Origin of the sequence: Hymenobacter sedentarius (assembly GCF_001507645.1) — a bacterium.
Classification (GTDB): Bacteria; Bacteroidota; Bacteroidia; order Cytophagales; family Hymenobacteraceae; genus Hymenobacter; species Hymenobacter sedentarius.
Window position 1 is genome coordinate 1611225 of sequence record NZ_CP013909.1, and the last position, 20109, is coordinate 1631333.

Annotated in this window: 15 protein-coding genes and 1 riboswitch; of the genes, 10 read left to right on the forward strand and 5 right to left on the reverse strand. The window is 62.9% G+C overall.

What is annotated here, in order from left to right; all coding sequences use genetic code 11:
• Nucleotides 1-55 precede the first annotated feature (55 nt).
• The 3 genes from AUC43_RS06680 to AUC43_RS06690 form a co-directional block, all read right to left on the reverse strand.
• The gene (locus AUC43_RS06680; protein ID WP_068191251.1) at nt 56-2119 is read right to left on the reverse strand and encodes an OmpA family protein; all 2064 of its coding nucleotides are present in this window, start codon (nt 2117-2119) and stop codon (nt 56-58) included.
• A 148-nt stretch (nt 2120-2267) separates the two neighbouring features.
• A complete protein-coding gene (locus tag AUC43_RS06685) occupies nt 2268-3338 on the reverse strand; it encodes a tetratricopeptide repeat protein (RefSeq protein ID WP_082684954.1) in 1071 nt (356 codons plus the stop codon).
• A 324-nt stretch (nt 3339-3662) separates the two neighbouring features.
• Nucleotides 3663-4721: an acetamidase/formamidase family protein gene (locus AUC43_RS06690; RefSeq protein WP_199243504.1), complete on the reverse strand. Its 1059-nt coding sequence runs from the start codon at nt 4719-4721 to the stop codon at nt 3663-3665.
• Between the two features lie 95 nt (nt 4722-4816).
• Nucleotides 4817-4913, forward strand: a riboswitch (TPP riboswitch).
• A 69-nt stretch (nt 4914-4982) separates the two neighbouring features.
• Between AUC43_RS06690 and thiS the strand changes: the two genes are divergently transcribed.
• From thiS to moeB, 7 genes are all read left to right on the forward strand, one after another.
• Nucleotides 4983-5186 (forward strand): sulfur carrier protein ThiS, encoded by a 204-nt coding sequence (gene thiS, locus AUC43_RS06695; protein ID WP_068191254.1) that lies wholly within the window; start codon nt 4983-4985, stop codon nt 5184-5186.
• A 156-nt stretch (nt 5187-5342) separates the two neighbouring features.
• Nucleotides 5343-7220 (forward strand): phosphomethylpyrimidine synthase ThiC, encoded by a 1878-nt coding sequence (thiC, locus tag AUC43_RS06700; protein ID WP_068191256.1) that lies wholly within the window; start codon nt 5343-5345, stop codon nt 7218-7220.
• Between the two features lie 145 nt (nt 7221-7365).
• Nucleotides 7366-8130, forward strand: a complete 765-nt coding sequence (thiD, locus tag AUC43_RS06705) for a bifunctional hydroxymethylpyrimidine kinase/phosphomethylpyrimidine kinase (RefSeq protein ID WP_068191258.1) — start codon at nt 7366-7368, stop codon at nt 8128-8130.
• A gap of 54 nt (nt 8131-8184) precedes the next feature.
• The gene (locus AUC43_RS06710) at nt 8185-8808 is read left to right on the forward strand and encodes a thiamine phosphate synthase (RefSeq protein ID WP_068191260.1); all 624 of its coding nucleotides are present in this window, start codon (nt 8185-8187) and stop codon (nt 8806-8808) included.
• Nucleotides 8809-8813: 5 nt separating this feature from the next.
• A complete protein-coding gene (locus AUC43_RS06715) occupies nt 8814-9593 on the forward strand; it encodes a thiazole synthase (RefSeq protein ID WP_068191261.1) in 780 nt (259 codons plus the stop codon).
• Between the two features lie 150 nt (nt 9594-9743).
• Nucleotides 9744-10865: a 2-iminoacetate synthase ThiH gene (thiH, locus tag AUC43_RS06720; RefSeq protein WP_068191263.1), complete on the forward strand. Its 1122-nt coding sequence runs from the start codon at nt 9744-9746 to the stop codon at nt 10863-10865.
• 118 nt (nt 10866-10983) lie between these two features.
• Nucleotides 10984-12087, forward strand: coding sequence for a molybdopterin-synthase adenylyltransferase MoeB (moeB, locus tag AUC43_RS06725; RefSeq protein WP_199243505.1), 1104 nt, complete (start codon nt 10984-10986; stop codon nt 12085-12087).
• Here the strand turns inward: moeB and AUC43_RS06730 are convergent.
• Entirely contained in the window at nt 12061-12681 is a 621-nt protein-coding gene (locus AUC43_RS06730; protein ID WP_068191267.1) for a thiamine phosphate synthase, read from the reverse strand. The genes moeB and AUC43_RS06730 overlap by 27 nt on opposite strands.
• An 8-nt stretch (nt 12682-12689) precedes the next feature.
• Nucleotides 12690-13298 (reverse strand): HD domain-containing protein, encoded by a 609-nt coding sequence (locus AUC43_RS06735; RefSeq protein WP_068191268.1) that lies wholly within the window; start codon nt 13296-13298, stop codon nt 12690-12692.
• A gap of 717 nt (nt 13299-14015) precedes the next feature.
• On the opposite strand from AUC43_RS06735, the gene AUC43_RS21480 reads away from it, so the two are divergent.
• The 3 genes from AUC43_RS21480 to AUC43_RS06750 all read left to right on the forward strand — a co-directional run bounded on the left by AUC43_RS21480 (nt 14016) and on the right by AUC43_RS06750 (nt 20108).
• A complete protein-coding gene (locus AUC43_RS21480) occupies nt 14016-16262 on the forward strand; it encodes a sensor histidine kinase (RefSeq protein WP_233254125.1) in 2247 nt (748 codons plus the stop codon).
• A gap of 110 nt (nt 16263-16372) precedes the next feature.
• Nucleotides 16373-18520, forward strand: a complete 2148-nt coding sequence (locus AUC43_RS06745; protein WP_082684955.1) for an ATP-binding protein — start codon at nt 16373-16375, stop codon at nt 18518-18520.
• 193 nt (nt 18521-18713) lie between these two features.
• A complete protein-coding gene (locus AUC43_RS06750; RefSeq protein ID WP_068191274.1) occupies nt 18714-20108 on the forward strand; it encodes an ATP-binding protein in 1395 nt (464 codons plus the stop codon).
• Nucleotide 20109: the final 1 nt, after the last annotated feature.

Genomic DNA, 20109 nt, shown 5'->3' on the forward strand with positions numbered 1-20109 from the left:
GGCCATTGCCCGCGCGGCTACGGCGCGGCTTGTGGGGTTTCGAGCGTCCACGGTACTACTTGGCCGTCACCTTAAACTCGGTGCGACGGTTGAGCTGGCGGCTGGCCTTGCTGGTGTTGGGCGCTACGGGTCGGGTTTCGCCGTAGCCAGCGGCCGTGAGGCGCGCGGCGGCAATGCCGTGCTGGGTTAGGTAAGCGACCACGGCCTGAGCGCGGCGCTGGCTGAGGTCCTGGTTTTTGGCGGCTTCACCCACGTCGTCGGTGTGGCCCGACATTTCCAGCTTGAGGGCCGGGGTGTCGGTGAGCAGCTTCTGCAGGCGCTCCAGCTCGGCAGTGCTTTCGGGGCGCAGGGCGGCCTTGCCGGTATCGAAGAAAATGTTGCGCAGCACAATGGTGGTGCCCACTTCCAGGCGCTTCAGCGGGATGTCTTTCACCACTTCGGCGTAGGCCGCGCCAGCGGGCAGGTCGAAGTTTTCGGAGTGAAACAGGTAGCCGTCTTGCCGCACCACGATGCCGTAGTTGGTGCCCGAGGGCAGGCTCACCAGGTAGCGGCCCGAGGTGGAGTTGCTGCGGAAGTTGGCGATTGTCTGGCCATTGGTGTTGTCGATGAGGTCGATGCTGGCTTCGAGCGGCTGCTTGGTCGCGTCGTCGGTCACGGTGCCTTTGAGGATGGTGACCTGGGCCGTGGCCACCGCCACGGCGGGCGCCAGCACGGTTTGCTTCATGGGGGCGAGGCGGGAGGCCAGCAGCTGGTCTTCCTCGCTGAGCACGGGCTGCTTTTCGGGCCCCAGAAAGGTGATGCGGTAAATGTCTTTGGCCCCGAGCCCACCGGGCCGGTCGCTGGAGTAGTAGCCGTGCCGGCCCGAGGCCGAGGTCACGAAAAACACGTCGTCGTCGGGCGTGTTGATGGGCCAGCCCAGGTTTTCAGGCGTGCTCCACTTGCCGTTTTCAAACACTGATTTGAAAATGTCGTAGCCGCCCATGGAGTTGTGGCCTTCCGACGAGAAGTACATGGTCTTGCCATCGGGGGCCATAAATACGCCCTCTTCGCCGTATGCCGTGTTGATGGCCGAGCCCAGGTTCACCGGCGCGTTGCGGCTTTCCAATTCCACTTTATAGATGTCGGACCCGCCGAGCCCGCCCTCGGCGCGGTCGCTCACGAAGTACAGAAACCGGCCATCGGGCGAGTAGCTGGCCGACGTTTCGTGGCTGCGCGAGTTGATGCGCGAGCCCAGCTGCTTGGGCTTGCCCCAGGCGCTGCCCCCGAGGTTGGCTTCCAGCAAATCGCCGCCGTTGGTGCCCACGTACACGAGCATGCGCTGGCCGTCGGGCGCGAGGCCCACGGTGGCGTTGTGGTCGCCGGTATTCACGGGGGCGCCAAGGTTGGTGGCGCGGCTCCATTTTTTGCCCTGCCAGTTGGCCTGGTAAATGTCTTCGAAGTAGCCGTTGCCCTCGGGGTCGGCTTTGCCGCCGGTGGAGCCGGCCCGGCGCGAAGTGATGAGAATCGTCGATTCGTCGGCCGATACTACCGGCCCGTAGTCCGAATCCGAGGAGTTGAGCTCGGGCCCGGCGTTGTCGATGAACACGCGGGTGGGGCGGGCCATCAGCTGCTGGCCGTTGCGGCACTGCTGGATGTAGCGCTGCAAGTCGTTTGCGGTCAGGGCTTCGGCGCTGCCGTTGCGGGTGTTGCCGCCCACGGGGTGAGCCAGCTGGTATTCGGCAATGGCTTCGCGCCATTTGGCGTTCAGGTGCAGGGCGCGGGCCAGCAGGTAGTGGGTGCGGGCATCGGCGGTGGCGTCGAGCTTGGCGGCTTTTTGCAGGTAGGGCAGGGCGGCGGTTTTGCTGGTCGAGTGCAGGTAGCAGTCGCCGATTTTCACGTTCAGGCCCGCGTTGTTGGGGTTGAACTGCTGGGCCGCCAGGTAGTGTGGCAGGGCTTGGGCGTAGCGGGCGGGGTCGGCGCCGTATTCGGTTTCGCCGTCCTTCAGCTCGCGCATGGCTTCGCGCAGCCCTTCTTTGTTATCCGAGAAATTGTCCTTTGTAAAGGCCACGCTTTGGGCCACGGCCCGGGAGCCGGTAGCAGCCAGCACTAGCAGCAGAAACAGGCGGGAGAAGAAAGACATTATAGTGAATTGCTAAGTAAGATGCCCGTCATGCTGAGCTTGTCGAAGCATCTCTACCGCTTCGTTGAGCTAGATTTAATTACTTCCGAGGGAGAGATGCTTCGACAAGCTCAGCATGACGGGCTAATGAGAACCATCCGACGCAAGCCTATTCTGCGGCTTGGCCTGCGCAGCCGGCGGCGGCCGCATAATTATCCCCCACGGGCAGGCCCAGCTCAGCGGCTTTGCGCCAGTCCTGGCAGGCTTCGTCGGCCTGGCGCAGCATTTCGCGGGCATGTCCCCGGTTCAGGAAGGCTTCGGCGTAATCGGGTTTCAGCCTGATGGCCTCACTGGCATCGGCTGCGGCCTGGGCATGTTTCTCCAGCTTGAGCTGAGCAGCCGCCCGGTTGTTCCAGGCAAAGGCGTAGGTGGCATCGAGCTTAATGGCCTGGCTGAAATCGGCGATGGCGCCGGCGTAGTCTTTGTTTTCGAAGCGGGCGCTGCCGCGGTTACTGAAAGCCAAGGCATTGTCGGCCTTCTTGGCGAGGTAGGCGTCGTAGTCGCGCAGGGCCTGGGGCAGCTGGCCGGTGCGGCGCTCGGCAGTGGCGCGGTTAAGCAAGGCCGCCAGCAGCTCAGGCTGTAGCGCCAAGGCTTTGGTATAGTCTTGGGTGGCAGCGGCGTAGTTGTTGAGTTTCTGGTTGGCGCTGCCGCGGTCGTGGTAGGCGTAGGCCAGCTGCGGGTCGGCCTTGATGGCGCCGTCAAAGTCGTCGCGGGCGGCCTGGTAGTCGCCTTTCTCGAAGCGCAGCACACCGCGGTTGTACCAGGCCGGGGCGTAGTCAGGCTTGGCCTTCAGCGCTTCGGAATAGTCCTGGTCGGCTTCGTTGAGCTGGTTTTGGGCTTCCCGCACCCGCGCCCGACCGAAGAAGCCGGCGTAGTTGCCCGGCTCCAGTTTAAGTGCCTGGTCGTAGTCGGCCAGGGCTTGCGGGTAGTCCTTGAGCTCGTAGCGCGTGGCGGCGCGGTTGGTGTACGCGGCCGCAAAATCGGGCTTGGCGGCAATGGCTTGGTCGAAGCTGCGCAGGGCGGCCGGGTAGCTCTGGGCATTGAAGCTAGCCAGGCCGCTGTTGTACGCCTTTTCGGCCAGCTGCGGGCCGGGGAGGGTACTAGCTCGCACCGAATCGACCTGGGCTTGGGCCAAAATTGGGGCGCTCAGTAACAAGAGTAATAGTAGAGCTTTTTGCATGAAAGCCAGAGGGTAAGTTGAATGCGCAGCGTATTTAGCGAAGGTATTGGATTTTTTGGTTTCGATGCTAAGGTGATAGTAAAAAAATGAGGTCCTATAGCGCGGAGCCTCCCCGTGGAACCTCACCCCCGGCTCCTCTCCAAAAGAGAGGGGAGCCGAACGGTAATTGATCGAAAGAAAAAAGGCCCAACTCACTTGAGCTGGGCCTTTTTATTTAAAATTGAGCTAAACCTTGTGCCGTGGCTCCCCTCTCCGCGGGAGAGGGGCCGGGGGTGAGGTCCCCTGAAGGCGAAAGGCTCCCCTGCGCGCTGCAGGACGGGCCTGTTACTTCTTCTTTTCCTTCGATGCCTTCCCAAAAATGCTTTTTGGCATAAGCATGTGCGCCCCACGGGTACCGTCCACTACCTGCGTCACGTCGAGGTCGCCGGCTATGCTGCAGAGCATGTAAGCCTCGTCGCGGGTCAGGTGCTTCTCAGCAACCAGAACGGCTATCATTTCTCGCACGGCGTCTTTGGCGGCCAGGGTTAGGTCTTCGTTCAGGCCCATGCTGATGTAGGCCGTGGGCGTTTCGGCGCGGGGCCAGGTTTGGTGGAGGTCTTTGCGCACGATAAACTGCAGCGTGCCGCTGAGCGAAGTTTCCAGGGCCGTGATGTCGACTTCGCCGTTGCCCTGGCCGGCGTGGCCGTCGCCCACGAAAAACAGCGCGCCGGCCGCGTGCACCGGCAGGTACAGCGTGGTGCCTGCCACCAGTTCTTTGTTGTCGAGGTTGCCGCCATGAATGCCGGGCGGCGCGCTGTTGATGCGGCCCGAGGCGGCGGGTGGCGCCACGCCCATGCTCCCAAAAAATGGCCGCAACGGCACGTCGATGCCCGGGGCAAAGTGCGCCACCATCTTCTTCTCATCCAGCGGAATGATTTTCATCTTGGCGTAGCCAAAATCCTCCGGGATGAAGCCGCTCTTGGGCCCAAATGCATTGTAGGCGTAAGGAATGGCCAGCTTAACGGACTGAATGCGCACTTCGAGCACGTCACCGGGCTCGGCGCCCTCCACGAAAATGGGGCCGGTGAGGATGTGGCCGCCCGGCCCTTTGTTGGTCACGTGTTCGGTGATGTCGCGCAGGGCTGGCTCTACTTGGGCCGGGGGCAGGCCAGCGCCTTCCAGGCGGGCGGGGGTAGAGGTAATGAGGGTGTGCACCTCCACCGATTCGCCGGATTTTATACGCAGCACGGGCGCCGCGGCGGCATCGTAATAGCCCCAGGCCGCCGTGGCCGGGGTGATGGGCAACTGGTGCGTGGCTTTCTGGGCCTGCGCGCTCAGCGTCAGCCCCATGCTGAGGGCCAGGCCCCAGGCAGCTCGGCCGACGAATGGTTTGCGTTGTTTCATACCGGCAAGTACGCACTGGCCCGGCAATGTTGAGCCAGGAAAATACTGTGGCGGCGGCCGTGGTGCTTATATGGTAGCCATTGCGTAGATTTGGGTATAAACTTTAGGGGTGTCCGGGCTGGCCGGACTGAGATAATACCCTTTGAACCTGCTCCGGCTGATACCGGCGAAGGGAAAAGTATCGGTGCGCAGCGGGCCTGATTGGGCCGGCGACACCCGCTATTGTTTATCGTTCGATTCGTTGCCAACTCATCAGTTGCCATGGTCTGCTACGTAAACAATTCGCCCCAGGAAACCGCCAACACCCAGACGCTTACGCAGCTGCTCGCCAGCCTGGCCCTGGCCGAGCAGCGCGGCCTCGCCGTGGCCGTGAACGGCACTGTGGTGCCCCGGGCCGAATGGCCGGCCCACGCCCTGCACGAGCAGGACCGGGTCACCATTATCCGGGCCACGCAGGGCGGCTAATGCGTCGGTCATCCTGAGCGCAGCGAAGGACCTTATTACGGCTGCAACTTTCAGGATTACTTACTACACTAATTGAGCGGCGCGGACGTGATAAGGTCCTTCGCTGCGCTCAGGATGACAGCCAATTATTGACATTCACCGTCACACCCTTCCTCAATGAAGAAAAAAGACCAGGCTCCGCACCAGACGCTGGTGGAGCGCCAGCCGCTCACCGGCTCCCGCAAAATCTACGTGCCCGGCAAGCTCCACCCCGGCATCCGGGTGGCCATGCGCGAAATCGTGCTGGCCGATACCGAGCGCAAGTTCGACTTCGTGAATCCTACCGAGCAGAACGCGCCCGTGACGGTGTACGACACCAGCGGCCCCTACACGGACCCCAACGTCGAAATTGACCTGAAAAAAGGCCTGCCCCGCCTGCGCGAAAGCTGGATTGTGGAGCGCGGCGACGTGGAGCGCCTCTCGGGCACCACTTCCGACTACGGCCAGCAGCGCGCCGCCGACACCAGCCTCGACCACCTGCGCTTCGAGCACATTGCGGCCCCCCTGCGCGCCAAGCCGGGCTACAACGTGTCGCAGATGCACTACGCCAAAAAGGGCATCATCACGCCCGAGATGGAGTACATCGCCATCCGCGAAAACCAGCGCTTCGACGAGCTGCCCGCCGACGACCCGCTGCGCACCCAGCACCGCGGCCACAGCTTCGGCGCCAACACGCCCGAGGGCCACATCACCGCCGAATTTGTGCGCCAGGAAGTGGCCGCCGGCCGCGCCGTTATCCCGTCCAACATCAACCACCCCGAGAGCGAGCCGATGATTATCGGCCGCAACTTCCTGGTGAAAATCAACACCAACATCGGCAACTCGGCCGTGACGTCGAGTATTGAGGAAGAGGTAGATAAAGCCGTGTGGAGCTGCCGCTGGGGTGGTGACACACTGATGGATTTGAGCACGGGCAAGAACATCCACGAAACCCGCGAGTGGATTATCCGCAACTGCCCCGTGCCGGTGGGCACCGTGCCCATTTACCAGGCCCTGGAAAAGGTAAACGGCAAGGCCGAGGACCTGACCTGGGAGCTGTTCCGCGACACGCTGATTGAGCAGGCCGAGCAGGGGGTGGACTATTTCACCATCCACGCCGGCGTGCTGCTGCGCTACGTGCCCATGACCGCCAAGCGCGTGACCGGTATCGTGTCGCGCGGTGGCTCCATTATGGCCAAATGGTGCCTAGCGCACCACAAGGAGAGCTTCCTTTACACGCACTTCGAGGAAATCTGCGAAATCATGAAGGCCTACGACGTGGCCTTCTCGCTGGGCGACGGCCTGCGCCCCGGCTCCATCGCCGATGCCAACGACGAAGCCCAGTTTGCCGAGCTGGAAACGCTGGGCGAGCTCACCAAAATTGCCTGGAAGCACGACGTGCAGGTGATGATTGAGGGCCCCGGCCACGTGCCCATGCACCTCATCAAGGAAAACATGGACAAGCAGCTCAAGGAGTGCCACGAGGCGCCGTTCTACACGCTGGGGCCGCTTACCACGGACATCGCGCCCGGCTACGACCACATCACCTCGGCCATTGGGGCCGCCATGATTGGCTGGTTTGGCACGGCCATGCTCTGCTACGTGACGCCCAAGGAGCACCTCGGCCTGCCCAACAAGCAGGACGTGAAGGACGGCGTAATTGCCTACAAAATCGCGGCCCACGCCGCAGATTTGGCCAAAGGCCACCCCGGTGCCCAGTACCGCGACAACGCCCTGAGCAAAGCCCGCTTCGAGTTCCGCTGGGAAGACCAGTTCAACCTCAGCCTCGACCCCGACACGGCCCGCGAATACCACGACGAAACCCTGCCGGCCGAAGGCGCCAAAGTGGCCCACTTCTGCTCGATGTGCGGGCCGCATTTCTGCTCGATGAAAATCACGCAGGAAGTGCGCGACTACGCCGCCAAGCAAGACCTGACGGCCAGCGAGGTGCTGGCCAGCGGCATGGCCGAAAAGTCGCGCGAGTTTGTGAACAAAGGAAGCGAGATTTACCTGTAGGCTTTTCACATAAAGATTGAACGGTCATGCTGAGCGCAGTCGAAGCACCTCTACCGCATCAGTAATCAATGATAGCTCAACGAAGCAGTAGAGATGCTTGGCCTGCGCTCAGCATGACCGTTCTCTGCATAAAATTCCCCACATCATGCCCAACAAGCGCCCCCTTGCCCTGAGCATTGCCGGCTTCGACCCCAGCGCGGGGGCAGGCTTGCTGGCGGATATTAAAACCCTGGAAACCAACGGGGTGTATGGCTTGGGCGTATGCACCGCCCTCACGGTGCAAAACGACGTGTCGTTTGAGCGGGTGCATTGGGTGCCGGCCGTCGAAATCCGCGAGCAGATTCGCATTTTGTTGGCCCGGTTCAAAGTGGATTTCGTGAAAATTGGGCTTGTCGAAAGCCTGCCCCAGCTTCTGGAACTGGTGGGCTGGCTGAAGGTACAAAACCCGCGCCTGCAACTGATATGGGACCCCGTGCTCAAGGCCTCCGCGGGCTATGAGTTTCACCGCAAAACCGACCGGGAACTGCTCCAGGCGTTGTGCGTCGAAATGGCCCTCATCACCCCCAACCAGCCCGAAATGCTGCGGCTGTGGCCCGACGAAAAAGCCGCCGACGTTGCGGCCCAGGTCGTGAGCGCCTTTTGCCCCGTGCTGCTCAAGGGCGGGCACCAGGACGGGGCCGTTTCGACCGACGTGCTGTTTGCCAACGGCAAGTGGCACAGCTTCTCGGCGCCGCGCCTGCCGCACGGCGAGAAGCACGGCAGCGGCTGCGTACTGTCGGCCGCGGTGCTGGCGCAACTGGCGAAAGGGGAGAAGCTGGTGGAAGCCTGCCGCCTTGGCAAGGACTACACCACGTCGTTTTTGGCCAGCAACGACACGCTGCTGGGGTACCACAGCAGCCCTAAAAAATAGCGCCGCGCACCCGCCGGGCTACTCAGTGTCCCCGGCACTTTAGCAACTGAACCCATGAAAATCAACACGCTGCATTACATCACAACCAACGCGGCGGCGGCCGAACTGGCCTGCCAGGGCGGCGTGCGCTGGGTGCAGCTCCGGGTGAAAAACCAGCCGCCCGCCATCTGGAAGCAGCTGGCGCTGGACACGCAGGCCGTGTGCCGCCGCTACGGGGCCACGCTGCTCATCAACGACAACCCGCGCCTGGCCCAGGAAATCGGGGCCGATGGCGTGCACGTGGGCAAGGCCGACATGCCGGCCGCCGAAGCCCGCGAAATGCTGGGCTCAAAATTCATCATCGGCGGCACGGCCAACACCTTTGCCGACGTGCAGCGCCTGGCCGAAGCCGGCGTGGACTACGTGGGGCTGGGGCCGTTTCGCTTCACGCCCACCAAAGAAAACCTCAGCCCAATTTTAGGCCTGGACGGCTACACGGAAATCATCCGGCAGTGCCGGGCCGCCGGGCTGGCGGTGCCCATCATCGGCATCGGGGGCATCACGCTGGCCGACGTGGAAGCGCTGGCCACCACGGGCCTGCACGGAGTGGCGGTGTCGAGCGCCATTGGCAAGGCGAGCAACCCGACTGAAACGGCGGGCTTGTTTATCAAGGAGTTATCGGCTGTAAATCCTATTTAATTATTATGTTAAACAAAGAATTGGTCATCGCTGGCCGCACTTTTAATTCCCGGCTGTTTACCGGAACGGGCAAATTTAGCTCGTCGGTGCAGATGGAAGAAGCCCTTTTGGCGTCGGGCTCCGAATTAGTGACCGTGGCCCTGAAGCGGGTGGACGTGGCCGACGCCGAAGACGACATTCTCCGACACCTGGCGCACCCGCAGTTCAGCTTGCTGCCGAATACGTCGGGCGTGCGCACGGCCAAGGAGGCCGTGTTTGCAGCCCAACTGGCCCGCGAAGCGCTGGAAACCAACTGGCTCAAGCTCGAAATTCACCCCGACCCCAAGTACCTGCTGCCCGACCCCATCGAGACCCTAAAAGCCGCCGAGGAGCTGGTGAAGCTGGGCTTCGTGGTGCTGCCCTACATCCACGCCGACCCGGTGCTGTGCAAGCGCCTGGAGGAAGTGGGCGTGGCGGCCGTGATGCCCCTGGGCGCACCCATCGGCTCGAACAAAGGCCTGCTCACGCGCGAATTCCTTGAAATCATTATCGGCCAGAGCAAGGTGCCGGTGGTAGTGGACGCGGGCATCGGGGCACCCTCGCACGCGGCGGCAGCCATGGAAATGGGCGCCGATGCCGTGTTGGTGAACACCGCCATTGCGGTGGCAGGCAAGCCAGTGGCCATGGCCAAGGCGTTTAGAATGGCCGTGGAGGCCGGGCGTATGGCCTATGAGGCGCGGCTGGCCGCGCCGGTAGCGCACGAGGCCGTGGCCAGCTCGCCGCTCACGGCGTTTTTGGATATGTAGTAGGTGGAAAAGAGTGAATATGAACGGTCATGCTGAGCGCAGCCGAAGCATCTCGCATGGGATAGTAATCCATTCGATTGAGTTAGTTGAAGCACGCGAGATGCTTCGGCTGCGCTCAGCATGACCGTTCTAGGTTAAAAAATAAGTACCATGAGCTTTCAACCCATTTTTGAAGCCCAGCCCTGGGACGACGTCAAGGCGAGCATCTACGCCAAGACGGCGGCCGATGTGGAGCGCGCCCTGGCGGCGCCGCGCCGCACGCTGGACGACTTCAAGGCCTTGATTTCGCCGGCGGCCGCGCCGTACCTGGAGCAGATGGCTCAACTCAGCCACCAGCTCACGCGCAAGCGCTTCGGCAACACGGTGCAGCTCTACGTGCCCCTGTACCTTAGCAACGAGTGCCAGAACATCTGCACGTACTGCGGCTTCAGCCTGGATAATAAAATCCGGCGCCGCACGCTCAGCAGCGTGGAAATGCTGCAGGAAGCGGCCGTGCTCAAGGACTGGGGCTACGACCACGTGCTGCTCGTGACCGGCGAAGCCAACCAAACCGTGGGCGTCGATTACCTGGAAAAGGCTCTGCGCACGCTGCGGCCGCACTTCGCGCACCTCTCCCTGGAGGTGCAGCCCCTGGACCAGGAAGACTACGAGCGCCTGATTCCCGAGGGCCTGAACACGGTGCTGGTGTACCAGGAAACCTACCACCGCGACGATTACAAAAAGCACCACCCCAAGGGCAAGAAGTCGAACTTCAACTACCGCCTCGACACGCCCGACCGCTTGGGCCGCGCCGGCATCCACAAAATGGGGCTGGGCGTGCTCATTGGGCTGGAAGACTGGCGCACCGACTGCTTCTACACGGCCCTGCACCTCGATTACCTCGAAAAGACCTACTGGCAGACCAAGTACAGTTTGTCGTTTCCGCGGCTGCGGCCGGCCGAAGGGCTGCTGCAGCCCAAGGTGGAGATGAGCGACCGAGAGCTGGTGCAGCTCATTTGCGCCTACCGCCTGCTGAACGAGGAAGTGGAGCTGTCGATTTCGACCCGCGAAAGCCCCACTTTCCGCGACCACGTGGTAAAGCTGGGCATCACCAGCATCAGCGCCGGCTCCAAGACCAACCCCGGCGGCTACGTGGTAGCGCCGGAGTCGCTGGAGCAGTTCGAGATATCCGACGAGCGCAGCCCGGCCGAAATAGCGGCCATGCTGCGCCGACAGGGCTACGAGCCCGTGTGGAAAGACTGGGACGCCACGCTGGTGGGCCTGGCCCGCTAAAAATCAACAGAACGTCATGCTGAGCGCAGCCGAAGCATCTCTACCGCAGTAGTAATTATTTACTCTCGTAGTAGAGATGCTTCGGCTACGCTCAGCATGACGTTTAAATTCCATATCGATGACCACTGCTGACCTCTCGCTTTCCGCCGCCGAAAACAACCGCTACAGCCGCCACCTGCTGCTGCCCGAAATTGGGCTGGCCGGCCAGCTCAAGCTGAAAGCAGCCAAGGTGCTGGTGGTGGGCTGCGGCGGCCTGGGCTGCCCGGTGCTGCAGTACCTGGCCGCTGCCGGCGTGGGCACGCTGGGCCTGCTGGATTTTGATACCGTGGACGACAGCAACCTGCAGCGCCAGGTGCTGTACGCCACCGCCGACGTGGGCCGGTCGAAGGCTGTGGTGGCCGCCGAGAAGCTGGCTGCGCAAAACCCGTTTATCACACTGCGCACGCACCAGCTGCACCTCTCGGCAGCTAATGCCCTGGCGCTGTTTGCCGACTACGACCTGGTGGTGGATTGCTCGGATAATTTCGCCACCCGCTACCTAGTCAGCGATGCCTGCGTCATCCTAGGCAAGCCGCTGGTGTTTGGGGCCATCTTCAAATTCGAGGGCCAGGTATCGGTCTTCAACTACCAAAACGGCCCCACATACCGCTGCCTTTACCCCGAGCCGCCCGCGCCCGGCGATGCCCCCAGCTGCGCCGAAATCGGGGTGCTGGGCGTGCTGCCGGGCCTGGTGGGCACCCTGCAGGCCGCCGAGGCCCTGAAGATTATCCTGGAGCTGGGAGAAGTGCTGAGCGGGCGCCTGCTGATGGTGGACGCCTTGGGCATGCAGTTTCAAACCATTCGTTTCCGGGCGGTGGCGGCCAACCAGCAGCTTACCGCGCTGGCCCCCGACTACGCCGCTTTTTGTGGAGAAGCCCCGATACAGGTAGCGGCCCGGCGCGCCCCGGAAATCAGCGCCGACGAGCTGAAGGCGTGGCAGCAGAGCGGCCGGCCGCTGCAATTGCTTGATGTGCGCGAGCCGCACGAGCACGCTCAGCGCAGTATCGGGGGGCAGCTGCTGCCCTTGGGCCAATTGGCCGATAAGCTCACGGAATTAACCCTCGACGCCCCTGTAGTGGTGCACTGTGCCAGCGGCATTCGCAGTCAGAAAGCAGCTCAACTGCTGCTGGCCCACGGTTTTGCTGAGGTGTATTCACTACGCAACGGACTGGCCGACTATTGATTGCAGGCTGCGAAACGCGGCCACCGGGTCGGGGCTTTGCCACACCGCGCCCAGCACGGCGGCTCCTGCAAAGCCCGCCTGCTGCACGGCGGCCAGTCGGTGCGCTTCGATGCCGCCCAGGGCCACTACTTGTGGCGCATATGTGGCGCGGTGCGGCAGCTGCCGGAGCACGGCGGCTACCTCCTGTAGGTCGAAGGCTGCGGCGTACTGTTCCTTGCTCAGGCTGTCGAAAATTGGGCTGAGAAACACGTAGTCGTAGCGGCGCCGGTGCCGGCTGATTTCGGCCAGCGTGTGGAAAGAGGTGGATAACGTTTGGCCGGCGCGCAACGGCAGGCGCGTGACCCGGGCGGCCCGGGTGGCGGCCGTAAGGTGCACGCCGCCCAGGCCCAACTCCGGGACCAGCGCATGGTGCGAGTGCAACACGAGTCGGGAGTGGTATTGGGCTGGGATGCCGGCCACATAGGCCGCCATTTCGGCGTGGCTCCAGCCTGGCTTGCGCACGTGGAATCGGGCCAAGCCCAGCTCCAGCATCTCGCTCACCAGTGGCACTTCGTCGGCCACCGAGTGGGGCGGCGAGATGAGGATAAGCTTCATGAATTGCTTTACGCGGGTTGAACTGGAGTGGGCCAGTTGGCCAGCAGGGCCCGAATGTGGTGGAGCCGGGCTTGCTTGGGCGCCGCCCGCCGGGCCACCGCCGTGGCCGTCCAGAAGTGGTGATGGGCCAGAAAGTCGGCCTGGAGCTGAAACCACGCGCGTTCGTCGGCAAGCAGCTGGCGGGCCATCAGCTCGTGGAACAGGCTGGTGGAAATGGGCTCGAAATCGGGCCGGCCCAGGTAGTCGAGGTCGGCATCGCAGAGAATCTGGGCCAGCAGGCTGTGGGGCTGCTGGGGGTACTCGGTGGCCATTATCATGGCGCAAATCTGCTCCACCTGCCCGGGGGTGTAGCCGAAGCCTGGCAGGGTGGCCCTGGCCAGCTCGCAGCCCTGCGCCTCGTGGCCCTTATAAGTATGCAGAAAGCCGGTATCGTGGTAGAGGGAGGCCGTGCGCAGCAGCGCCAGGTCTTCGCCGTCGGTCACGCCCTCGGCGGCGGCCAGCTCCATGGCCACGGCCGTCACGTCGAGGGTGTGGTGCAGGCCGTGGTAATAGAGCGTTGGCGCGAGGCCGCGCTTCAATTCTTTCAGAATAAAATCTTCGGCAGCTTGGGCGTGCATGCGAGTGAGACTATGGCCGATGGCTCGGCGCAAGGTAAAGCAAGTGATGAAAAACTGAAATCGGCGAAGCTCCCGGGCCCCAGAGCCTAAAACGTGCCAATGCAGCTTTAAAACAGCTGCCGGCCGGTGAAAGATTTATTGCTAAAAGTGCGCCGAGGCAATGTGCCAGAGAAGCTACCTGCTGGTGCCGACCTCATGGACGGCCCGGGCTTTATCCCGGCAGTAGTGCGCCCGGAAAAGCGCCGTTGGGCTGGCATTCCGGAATCGGGCTAGCCACGAAGCCCACCTGACTTAAAAGGGCAAATGCTAATACTTTCATACATGTCGAAATCTGAGAAACTACTTACCTTAGCATCCTTATAAGTAAAGGTGTCTTCGCATTGAAAAATAATGGCGTTCGGTTTGAAACAGGTCGTTTGCTCAAGCTACCGCATTATTCGGCCTAAGCAGTTCCTGTGAAGCGCTGTGTATTGACCATATGAACCGCACCACAGGAACGCTTTCGACGCTACACGCTGAACAATGAGGTTTTTATATTCCCGGCCGGGAATCCTGCGCGTGGCCATATTCACCCTGGGCTTTTAATAAATTTACTACATTTCTATTCGCGATGATTATTATAAACGGCCGAGTCTTGTCTGCGTTGCCGGGGCTTCTCCCGCAACGCTTGGCCTGCCGACGCGTCGCGGTCGTTTACTTTATGCCGCTGCTGTGCCTATGAAATGGATTCTTACAGCACTGGCAGTTTGGGTGATGAGCGGGCCCTTGCTGGCCCAACGGCGCTATTGGGACGCGGACTACGATTCGCTGACCCGGGTGCTGGCCGGGCAGCGCGCCGATTCTGCCCGGCTGCGCACGGTGGTGCACCTGCTCGACCTGCACCCCACCAACCCGCAGGCCCTGCCTTTGCTCGACCAGCTCCTGGCCTTGAACCAGCGGCTGCAGGTGCTGGATGACACCCCTTACCGGCGCCTGCGCACGGGCCTCACGCTCTGGAAGCAGGGCAATGCCGCCGCACTGGATTCCATGAAAACCGCCGTGGCGGACTTCGACCGGCTGGGCCGCCCCATTCCCTGGCTGCTCATCGACCTGGTGACGTTCTACAACCGCTCCAATGCCATGGCGGCGCGCAAGCAGTACTACGACGAGAAGCTGGCCTTCTACCGGCTGCGCGACGCCCCCGAAAACACGGCCGCCTGCTACCTCTCGCAGGGTGCCTACTACCGGCGCACGGGGGACTACAACCGGGCCATCAACAGCAGCTTGCGCGCGGCCGACATGGCGGAGCAGTTCAGCCGGAAGCTGTACGTGAACGAGCTGCTGGTGACCGGGGCCATCTACGCCGACTGGGGCAATACCGACAAGGCCGTGCAGTACCTGAGCATGGCGCGCGCCCTGCCCGAATTCCGCCAGGTGCAGGGCCAAAACCGCGTGTTTACCTTCCTGGCGCTGTCGAAGCTCTACCTGCAGGAGCGCCTGTACGCGGCCGCCCTGCAGGCCTCCAATTCGGCCCTGGCTGCCCGGGTAAGCGACGCCGCCGACCGGGGCTTAACGCAGGCCCACGGGCTGGTGCAAAAAGCCGCCGTATTGCTGCAAATGAAGCAAGTGGAGCCCGCCGGCCAACTCCTCAGACGGGCCCAGCAACTCGACGATTCGCTGCACCTGGCCATGTCCGACAAGCCGGGAGAATTCGAACTGGACGCCACCTGGGCCCGGTACTACACCGCCCGGCACGATTTTGCCCGGGCCGAAGCCCATTGGCTGTTGGCGTACCAGAAAGCCACGGCTGCTAAGCTTGACCGGCTGCGCCCCAAGTACTTGCAGCAGCTGGCCGCGTTTTACGACGCCCGCGGCCGGCCGGCCGAAGCCCAGCGCTATTCCCGCGCCTACATCGCCCAGGCCGATACCTTCAACGCGGCGCAGAACAACTTTCACGTCGCGCAGTACGAAAACGAGCGGGTGGAGCAAGCCCAGAATGCGCAGATAAACGACCTGCGCCAGGCCCAGGCCGTGCAGGCCGTGCGCCTGCGACTGGGCAACTGGCTGCTGCTCGGGGCGCTGCTGGCCATCGTGCTGGTATCGGGCCTGGGCGTGTTCATCTACCGGCAGCTGCGCGTGAACCGGCGCACGTTGGCCCAGCTCCGCCAGGCGCAGTCGCAGCTGGTGCAGGCCGAGAAGATGGCCTTTCTGGGCGAGCTCACGGCGGGCATCGCCCACGAGCTGCAAAACCCGCTCAACTTCATGAAGAACTTCGCCGAGGTGAGCACCAACTTAGTCGAAGACATGCACGCGGGCGCGGACGGAGCAGCAAGCAGCGCCGGGCTCGAGGGCGAGATACTGGTGGGGCTGAAGCAGAACCTGCAGCAAATCAGCCAGCACGGGCAGCGGGCTTCGGCCATCATCAAGGGCATGCTCGAGCACAGCCGCGCGGGCACCGGGCGGCGCGAGCCCACCGACCTCAACGCCCTGGCCTCGGAGCAGCTCACGCTGGCTTACCAGGGCATGCGCGCCCTCGACAAGACGTTCCACGCGCACCTGGCCACGGAGCTGGACCCGGGCCTGGACTTGGTGTCCGTGGTGACCCAGGACCTGGGCCGCGTGCTGCTGAACCTGTGCACCAACGCCCTGTACGCTGTGCGCCAGCGCCAGCAGCAGGAAGCCCTGGCAACCTCGGGGCACGCTCCTGAAGCTGCCTACGAGCCCACCGTGGTCGTGAGCACCGCGCGCGGGACCGGGCGGGCGGTGGAAATCCGGGTGAAAGACAACGGCCCGGGCATGCCGCCGGACGTGCAGCAGCAGGTGTTCCAGCCCTTCTTCACCACCAAGCCCGCGGGCGAGGGCACGGGGTTGGGCCTGTCGCTCAGCTACGACATTGTGACCAAGGGCCACGGCGGCACGCTCACGGTGCACAGCCAGGAAGGCCATGGCACCGAGTTTCTCATCCGACTGCCGCTGGGCCGATAGCACGTGTTTGGGGCCTGGAATGACGACGACGCGGGGAAAAAAAGAAGCATACCCGGCGTATGGCCCGGGCATAGTGTGCGCCTGCCCGTTTGGACGTTTCTTTACGCCGCATGAGAAGGGTTTTTATTTTATGGCTGCTGGCTTTGCTGGCTCCTGCCGGCTTGCTGGCCCAGGCTCTGGGCGCCGATAGCCTGCGGGGGCTGGTGCAGGCTCATCCCCAAGCGGATACCGTTCGGGTTAAGTACCTCAATGCGTTGGCGCTGGCCCTGCGCAACAACGCGGCCGAGGAGTCGGCGGCCTTGTTTCAGGAGTCGTTGCGCCTCTCCACGCAGCTGGGCTACCCGGCCGGCGCGGCCGAAGCGCAGCTGGGCCTGGGCTTCTACTACCGCCACCGCAGCGAGTACGACTTGGCCCAAACGTATTCCCAGCAAGCCCGCGAGGCCTTCCGGCAGGTGGGCAACCGCGTGGGCCAGACCCGCAGCCTCTACAACCTGTCCTGCGTTTACTCCGAGCAGGGCATGTACGCCAAGTCCCTGACGGCAAATTTGGAAGGCTTAAAACTGGCCGAAGCCCAGCACGACCAGAAATGGCTGGCCTTTCTCAACACCCAGCTCGGCATTACCAGCACCTTTCTGGGAGAGTATGCCCACGCGAAGAACTACCTTATCCACGGCCTGCAGCGGGCCAACGAATCGGGCGACCTTTTGAGCATTGGCCATGCCTATTCCGGCCTCGGCGACCTATATAAGTTACAGGGGCATTGGGCGCTGGCCCAACGCAACTACGAGCAGGAAGCCAGCATTGCCCAGCGCTTGGGCGACGAGGCCACCATGGTATTCGAAGACATCAACATCGGCGACATGCAGGAGCGCCAGGGCTACTTCCCGCAGGCTTTTAGCTACGGCTTTCGGGGCCTGAAACGGGCCCGGCGCATCAAAACGCTGGGGGAGATTCCGCGCGCCCAGCTGCTCCTGGCCCGGGCTTACCTGCACACTGGGCAGCTGGATAGCGCCGTGGCCTACGGGCGGCAGAGCCTGCAGGCCTCGCAGCGCAGCGGCGCCAAAATCCTGAGCCGCGATGCCAGCGAAATCCTGGCCCAGGCTTCGGCCCGGCAAGGGCGCTTCGCCGATGCTTACCGCTACGAGCAGCTATTTAGCTCTTATAAGGATGCGCTGAACAGCAGCGATTTGCAGCGGCGGGCATCGGTGCTGGAGTACCGCGCCGACTTGGCCAAAAAACAGGCGCAAATTGGGCTGCTCACCAAAAACAGCCAGCTCATTCAGGAGCAAAACCGCGAGCAGCGCTTGTTTCTGCTGGGGGCCTTGATGAGCCTGGGCGCCGTGGGCCTGCTGAGCGCGGTGCTCTGGCGCAACAACCGCCAAAAGCGCCGGGCCTATGCCTTGCTCAAGCGCCAGCAAGACGAGCTGCGCGCCGCCCAGGGCCAGCTGGTGCAGGCCGAAAAGTGGGCCTTCGTGGGCGAGCTGTCGGCGGGCATTGCCCACGAGCTGCAAAACCCGCTCAACTTCATGAAAAACTTCGCCGAGGTGAGCGTGGCCATGCTCTCCGACGAGCCCGCCGCCGGCCACAACGGCCGCCCCGGCCACGCCGACCTGGAGCAGGAGATAATAGCGGGCCTGAAGCAAAACCTGCTGAAAATCAGCCAGCACGGCCAGCGGGCCTCGTCCATTATCAACGACATGCTGCAGCATGCCCGCAGCGGCACCGGCCAGCGCCGGCCCACCGACCTCAACCAGCTGGCTGAGGAGTCCTTGATGCTGGCGTACCAGGGCCTGTGCGCCAACGACCCCGCCTTCTGGGCCGAGCTCGAAAAGGACTTTAACCCGGAGTTGGGCCTGGTATCCGTGGTGCCGCAGGACCTGGGCCGGGCGCTGCTCAACCTGTGCTCCAACGGCTTGTATGCCGTGCGCCAGCGCCACGCCGCCGCGGGCTCCGGTGCCAGCGCCTACGTGCCGGCCGTCACCATCAGCACCCGCCGCACGGCCAGCCAAGCCGTGGAAATCCGGGTGCGGGACAATGGCATTGGCATGCCGGAGGAGGTGCGGGAAAAGGTCTTTCAGTCCTTCTTCACCACCAAGCCGCCGGGCGAGGGCACGGGGTTGGGCTTGTCGCTCAGCTACGACATCGTGACCAAAGGCCACGGCGGCACGCTCACCGTGGAAAGCCAGGAAGGATGCGGCACCGAGTTCCTGATTGTTTTGCCGGCGGAAAGCGGCCGGACCGACGGCCTGGCCAGCTAAGAACGGCCGAGGGCGGCGCCTATTATTCGCACGTGGCTATATTTAGCCCAATTCTGGCTTATTCTTAGCTCAAGTTGCAATAGACCAATAGGTTCTTGCGGTGGTTGGGTGGTAGTTTCGGCTCGCCCTTCTGTTGATTAATATTGTGCTTATCCTCTCGCACTGAGCCTTCTGCCACTGCTTCTTTTGTGAAATGAAACACTCGCCTGGTTACGGTGAACTTCTGATGCTGGCGCCGCTGGCGGTGCTGATGGTGCGGGGCCTGCGCCGGTTTCTGGACCTGCCCACCCGGCTGGCCCGCTGGAACAAGCTGCTCGGCTACATATGGGTGCCGGCGGTGGTGTTGTTTGTGGTCGCCCAGCTTTTTAACATAAGAAGCCCGCTGCTGTCCGACTCCTACTGGCTGTTTGTCCTGCTCGTCACGGGGGCCGTGCTGGTGGCCGTGCGCGACTACCGGCCGGCGCGCACGCTGCTGCTGGCCCTCGCGCCGTTTCTGCTGCATCACCTGGCGGAGTTCATCGTGTCGGGTTCCGATGGGCAGCTGCCCAAGCGCTACGACGACGCCCTGGACACCACCCAGGCCTTTGCCATTATCTGGCTCATTACGTTCGTCATCATTGCCCGCAACCAGAAAAAAACGCTGGAAAAAGAACGCCTGCAGCGCGAGGAAGAAGAAAAAGCCAAGCGCCTCATCGAGGCCCAAAACGTGGAGCTCGAGCGCCTCGTAACCGAGCGCACCCTGGCCCTCACGCACCAGGCCGAGGAGTTGCGCTCGGCCCTCACGGAGCTGCGCACCACGCAGGCCCAGCTGGTGCAGTCCGAGAAGATGGCCAGCCTGGGCGAGCTCACCGCGGGCATCGCCCACGAGATTCAGAACCCGCTCAACTTCGTCAACAATTTCGCCGACGTGACCGTGGAAATTCTCGGCGAGCTGCGCGAGGAGCAGTGCCGCCCGGAGCGCGACCCCACGCTGGAGGGCGAGCTGCTCGACGACATCGACCAGAACCTGCAAAAGATTCACCACCACGGGCAGCGGGCGGCCAGCATCGTGAAGGCCATGCTGGAGCACAGCCGCGCCACCACCGGCGAGCGCCAGCCCACCGACATCAACCAGCTAGCCGATGAGTACCTGCGACTGGCCTACCAGGGCCTGCGGGCCAAAGACAAAACCTTCAACGCCACCCTCGATACCAATTTTTCGCCCCTGCTGCCCAAGGTCGAAGCCATTGGGCCGGACCTGGGGCGGGTGCTGCTCAACTTGTTCAGCAATGCCTTTTATGCCGTGCGCCAGCGCCAGCTGCGGGGCGAAGCCGGCTACGCGCCCACCGTCTCGGTGTGCACCAGCCAGCGGGATGAGCACGTCGAAATTCGGGTGCGCGACAACGGGCTGGGCATTCCCGAGGCGGTGCGGCAAAAAATCTTCCAGCCGTTCTTCACCACCAAGCCTTCGGGCGAAGGCACGGGCCTGGGCCTTTCGTTGAGCTACGACATTGTAACCCAGGGCCACAGTGGCACGCTCACGGTGGAAAGCCAGGAAGGAGAGTTCACTGAATTTCTGATTAGCTTGCCTATTAATCAGGGCGGTTAGC

What these genes read in the sequence shown, in the direction of transcription:
- AUC43_RS06680 (WP_068191251.1), bottom strand. Translation starts at nt 2,119, where the DNA reads ATGTCTTTCTTCTCCCGCCTGTTTCTGCTGCTAGTGCTGGCTGCTACC.
- AUC43_RS06685 (WP_082684954.1), bottom strand. Translation starts at nt 3,338, where the DNA reads ATGCAAAAAGCTCTACTATTACTCTTGTTACTGAGCGCCCCAATTTTG.
- AUC43_RS06690 (WP_199243504.1), bottom strand. Translation starts at nt 4,721, where the DNA reads ATGAAACAACGCAAACCATTCGTCGGCCGAGCTGCCTGGGGCCTGGCC.
- thiS (WP_068191254.1), top strand. Translation starts at nt 4,983, where the DNA reads ATGGTCTGCTACGTAAACAATTCGCCCCAGGAAACCGCCAACACCCAG.
- thiC (WP_068191256.1), top strand. Translation starts at nt 5,343, where the DNA reads ATGAAGAAAAAAGACCAGGCTCCGCACCAGACGCTGGTGGAGCGCCAG.
- thiD (WP_068191258.1), top strand. Translation starts at nt 7,366, where the DNA reads ATGCCCAACAAGCGCCCCCTTGCCCTGAGCATTGCCGGCTTCGACCCC.
- AUC43_RS06710 (WP_068191260.1), top strand. Translation starts at nt 8,185, where the DNA reads ATGAAAATCAACACGCTGCATTACATCACAACCAACGCGGCGGCGGCC.
- AUC43_RS06715 (WP_068191261.1), top strand. Translation starts at nt 8,814, where the DNA reads ATGTTAAACAAAGAATTGGTCATCGCTGGCCGCACTTTTAATTCCCGG.
- thiH (WP_068191263.1), top strand. Translation starts at nt 9,744, where the DNA reads ATGAGCTTTCAACCCATTTTTGAAGCCCAGCCCTGGGACGACGTCAAG.
- moeB (WP_199243505.1), top strand. Translation starts at nt 10,984, where the DNA reads ATGACCACTGCTGACCTCTCGCTTTCCGCCGCCGAAAACAACCGCTAC.
- AUC43_RS06730 (WP_068191267.1), bottom strand. Translation starts at nt 12,681, where the DNA reads ATGAAGCTTATCCTCATCTCGCCGCCCCACTCGGTGGCCGACGAAGTG.
- AUC43_RS06735 (WP_068191268.1), bottom strand. Translation starts at nt 13,298, where the DNA reads ATGCACGCCCAAGCTGCCGAAGATTTTATTCTGAAAGAATTGAAGCGC.
- AUC43_RS21480 (WP_233254125.1), top strand. Translation starts at nt 14,016, where the DNA reads ATGAAATGGATTCTTACAGCACTGGCAGTTTGGGTGATGAGCGGGCCC.
- AUC43_RS06745 (WP_082684955.1), top strand. Translation starts at nt 16,373, where the DNA reads ATGAGAAGGGTTTTTATTTTATGGCTGCTGGCTTTGCTGGCTCCTGCC.
- AUC43_RS06750 (WP_068191274.1), top strand. Translation starts at nt 18,714, where the DNA reads ATGAAACACTCGCCTGGTTACGGTGAACTTCTGATGCTGGCGCCGCTG.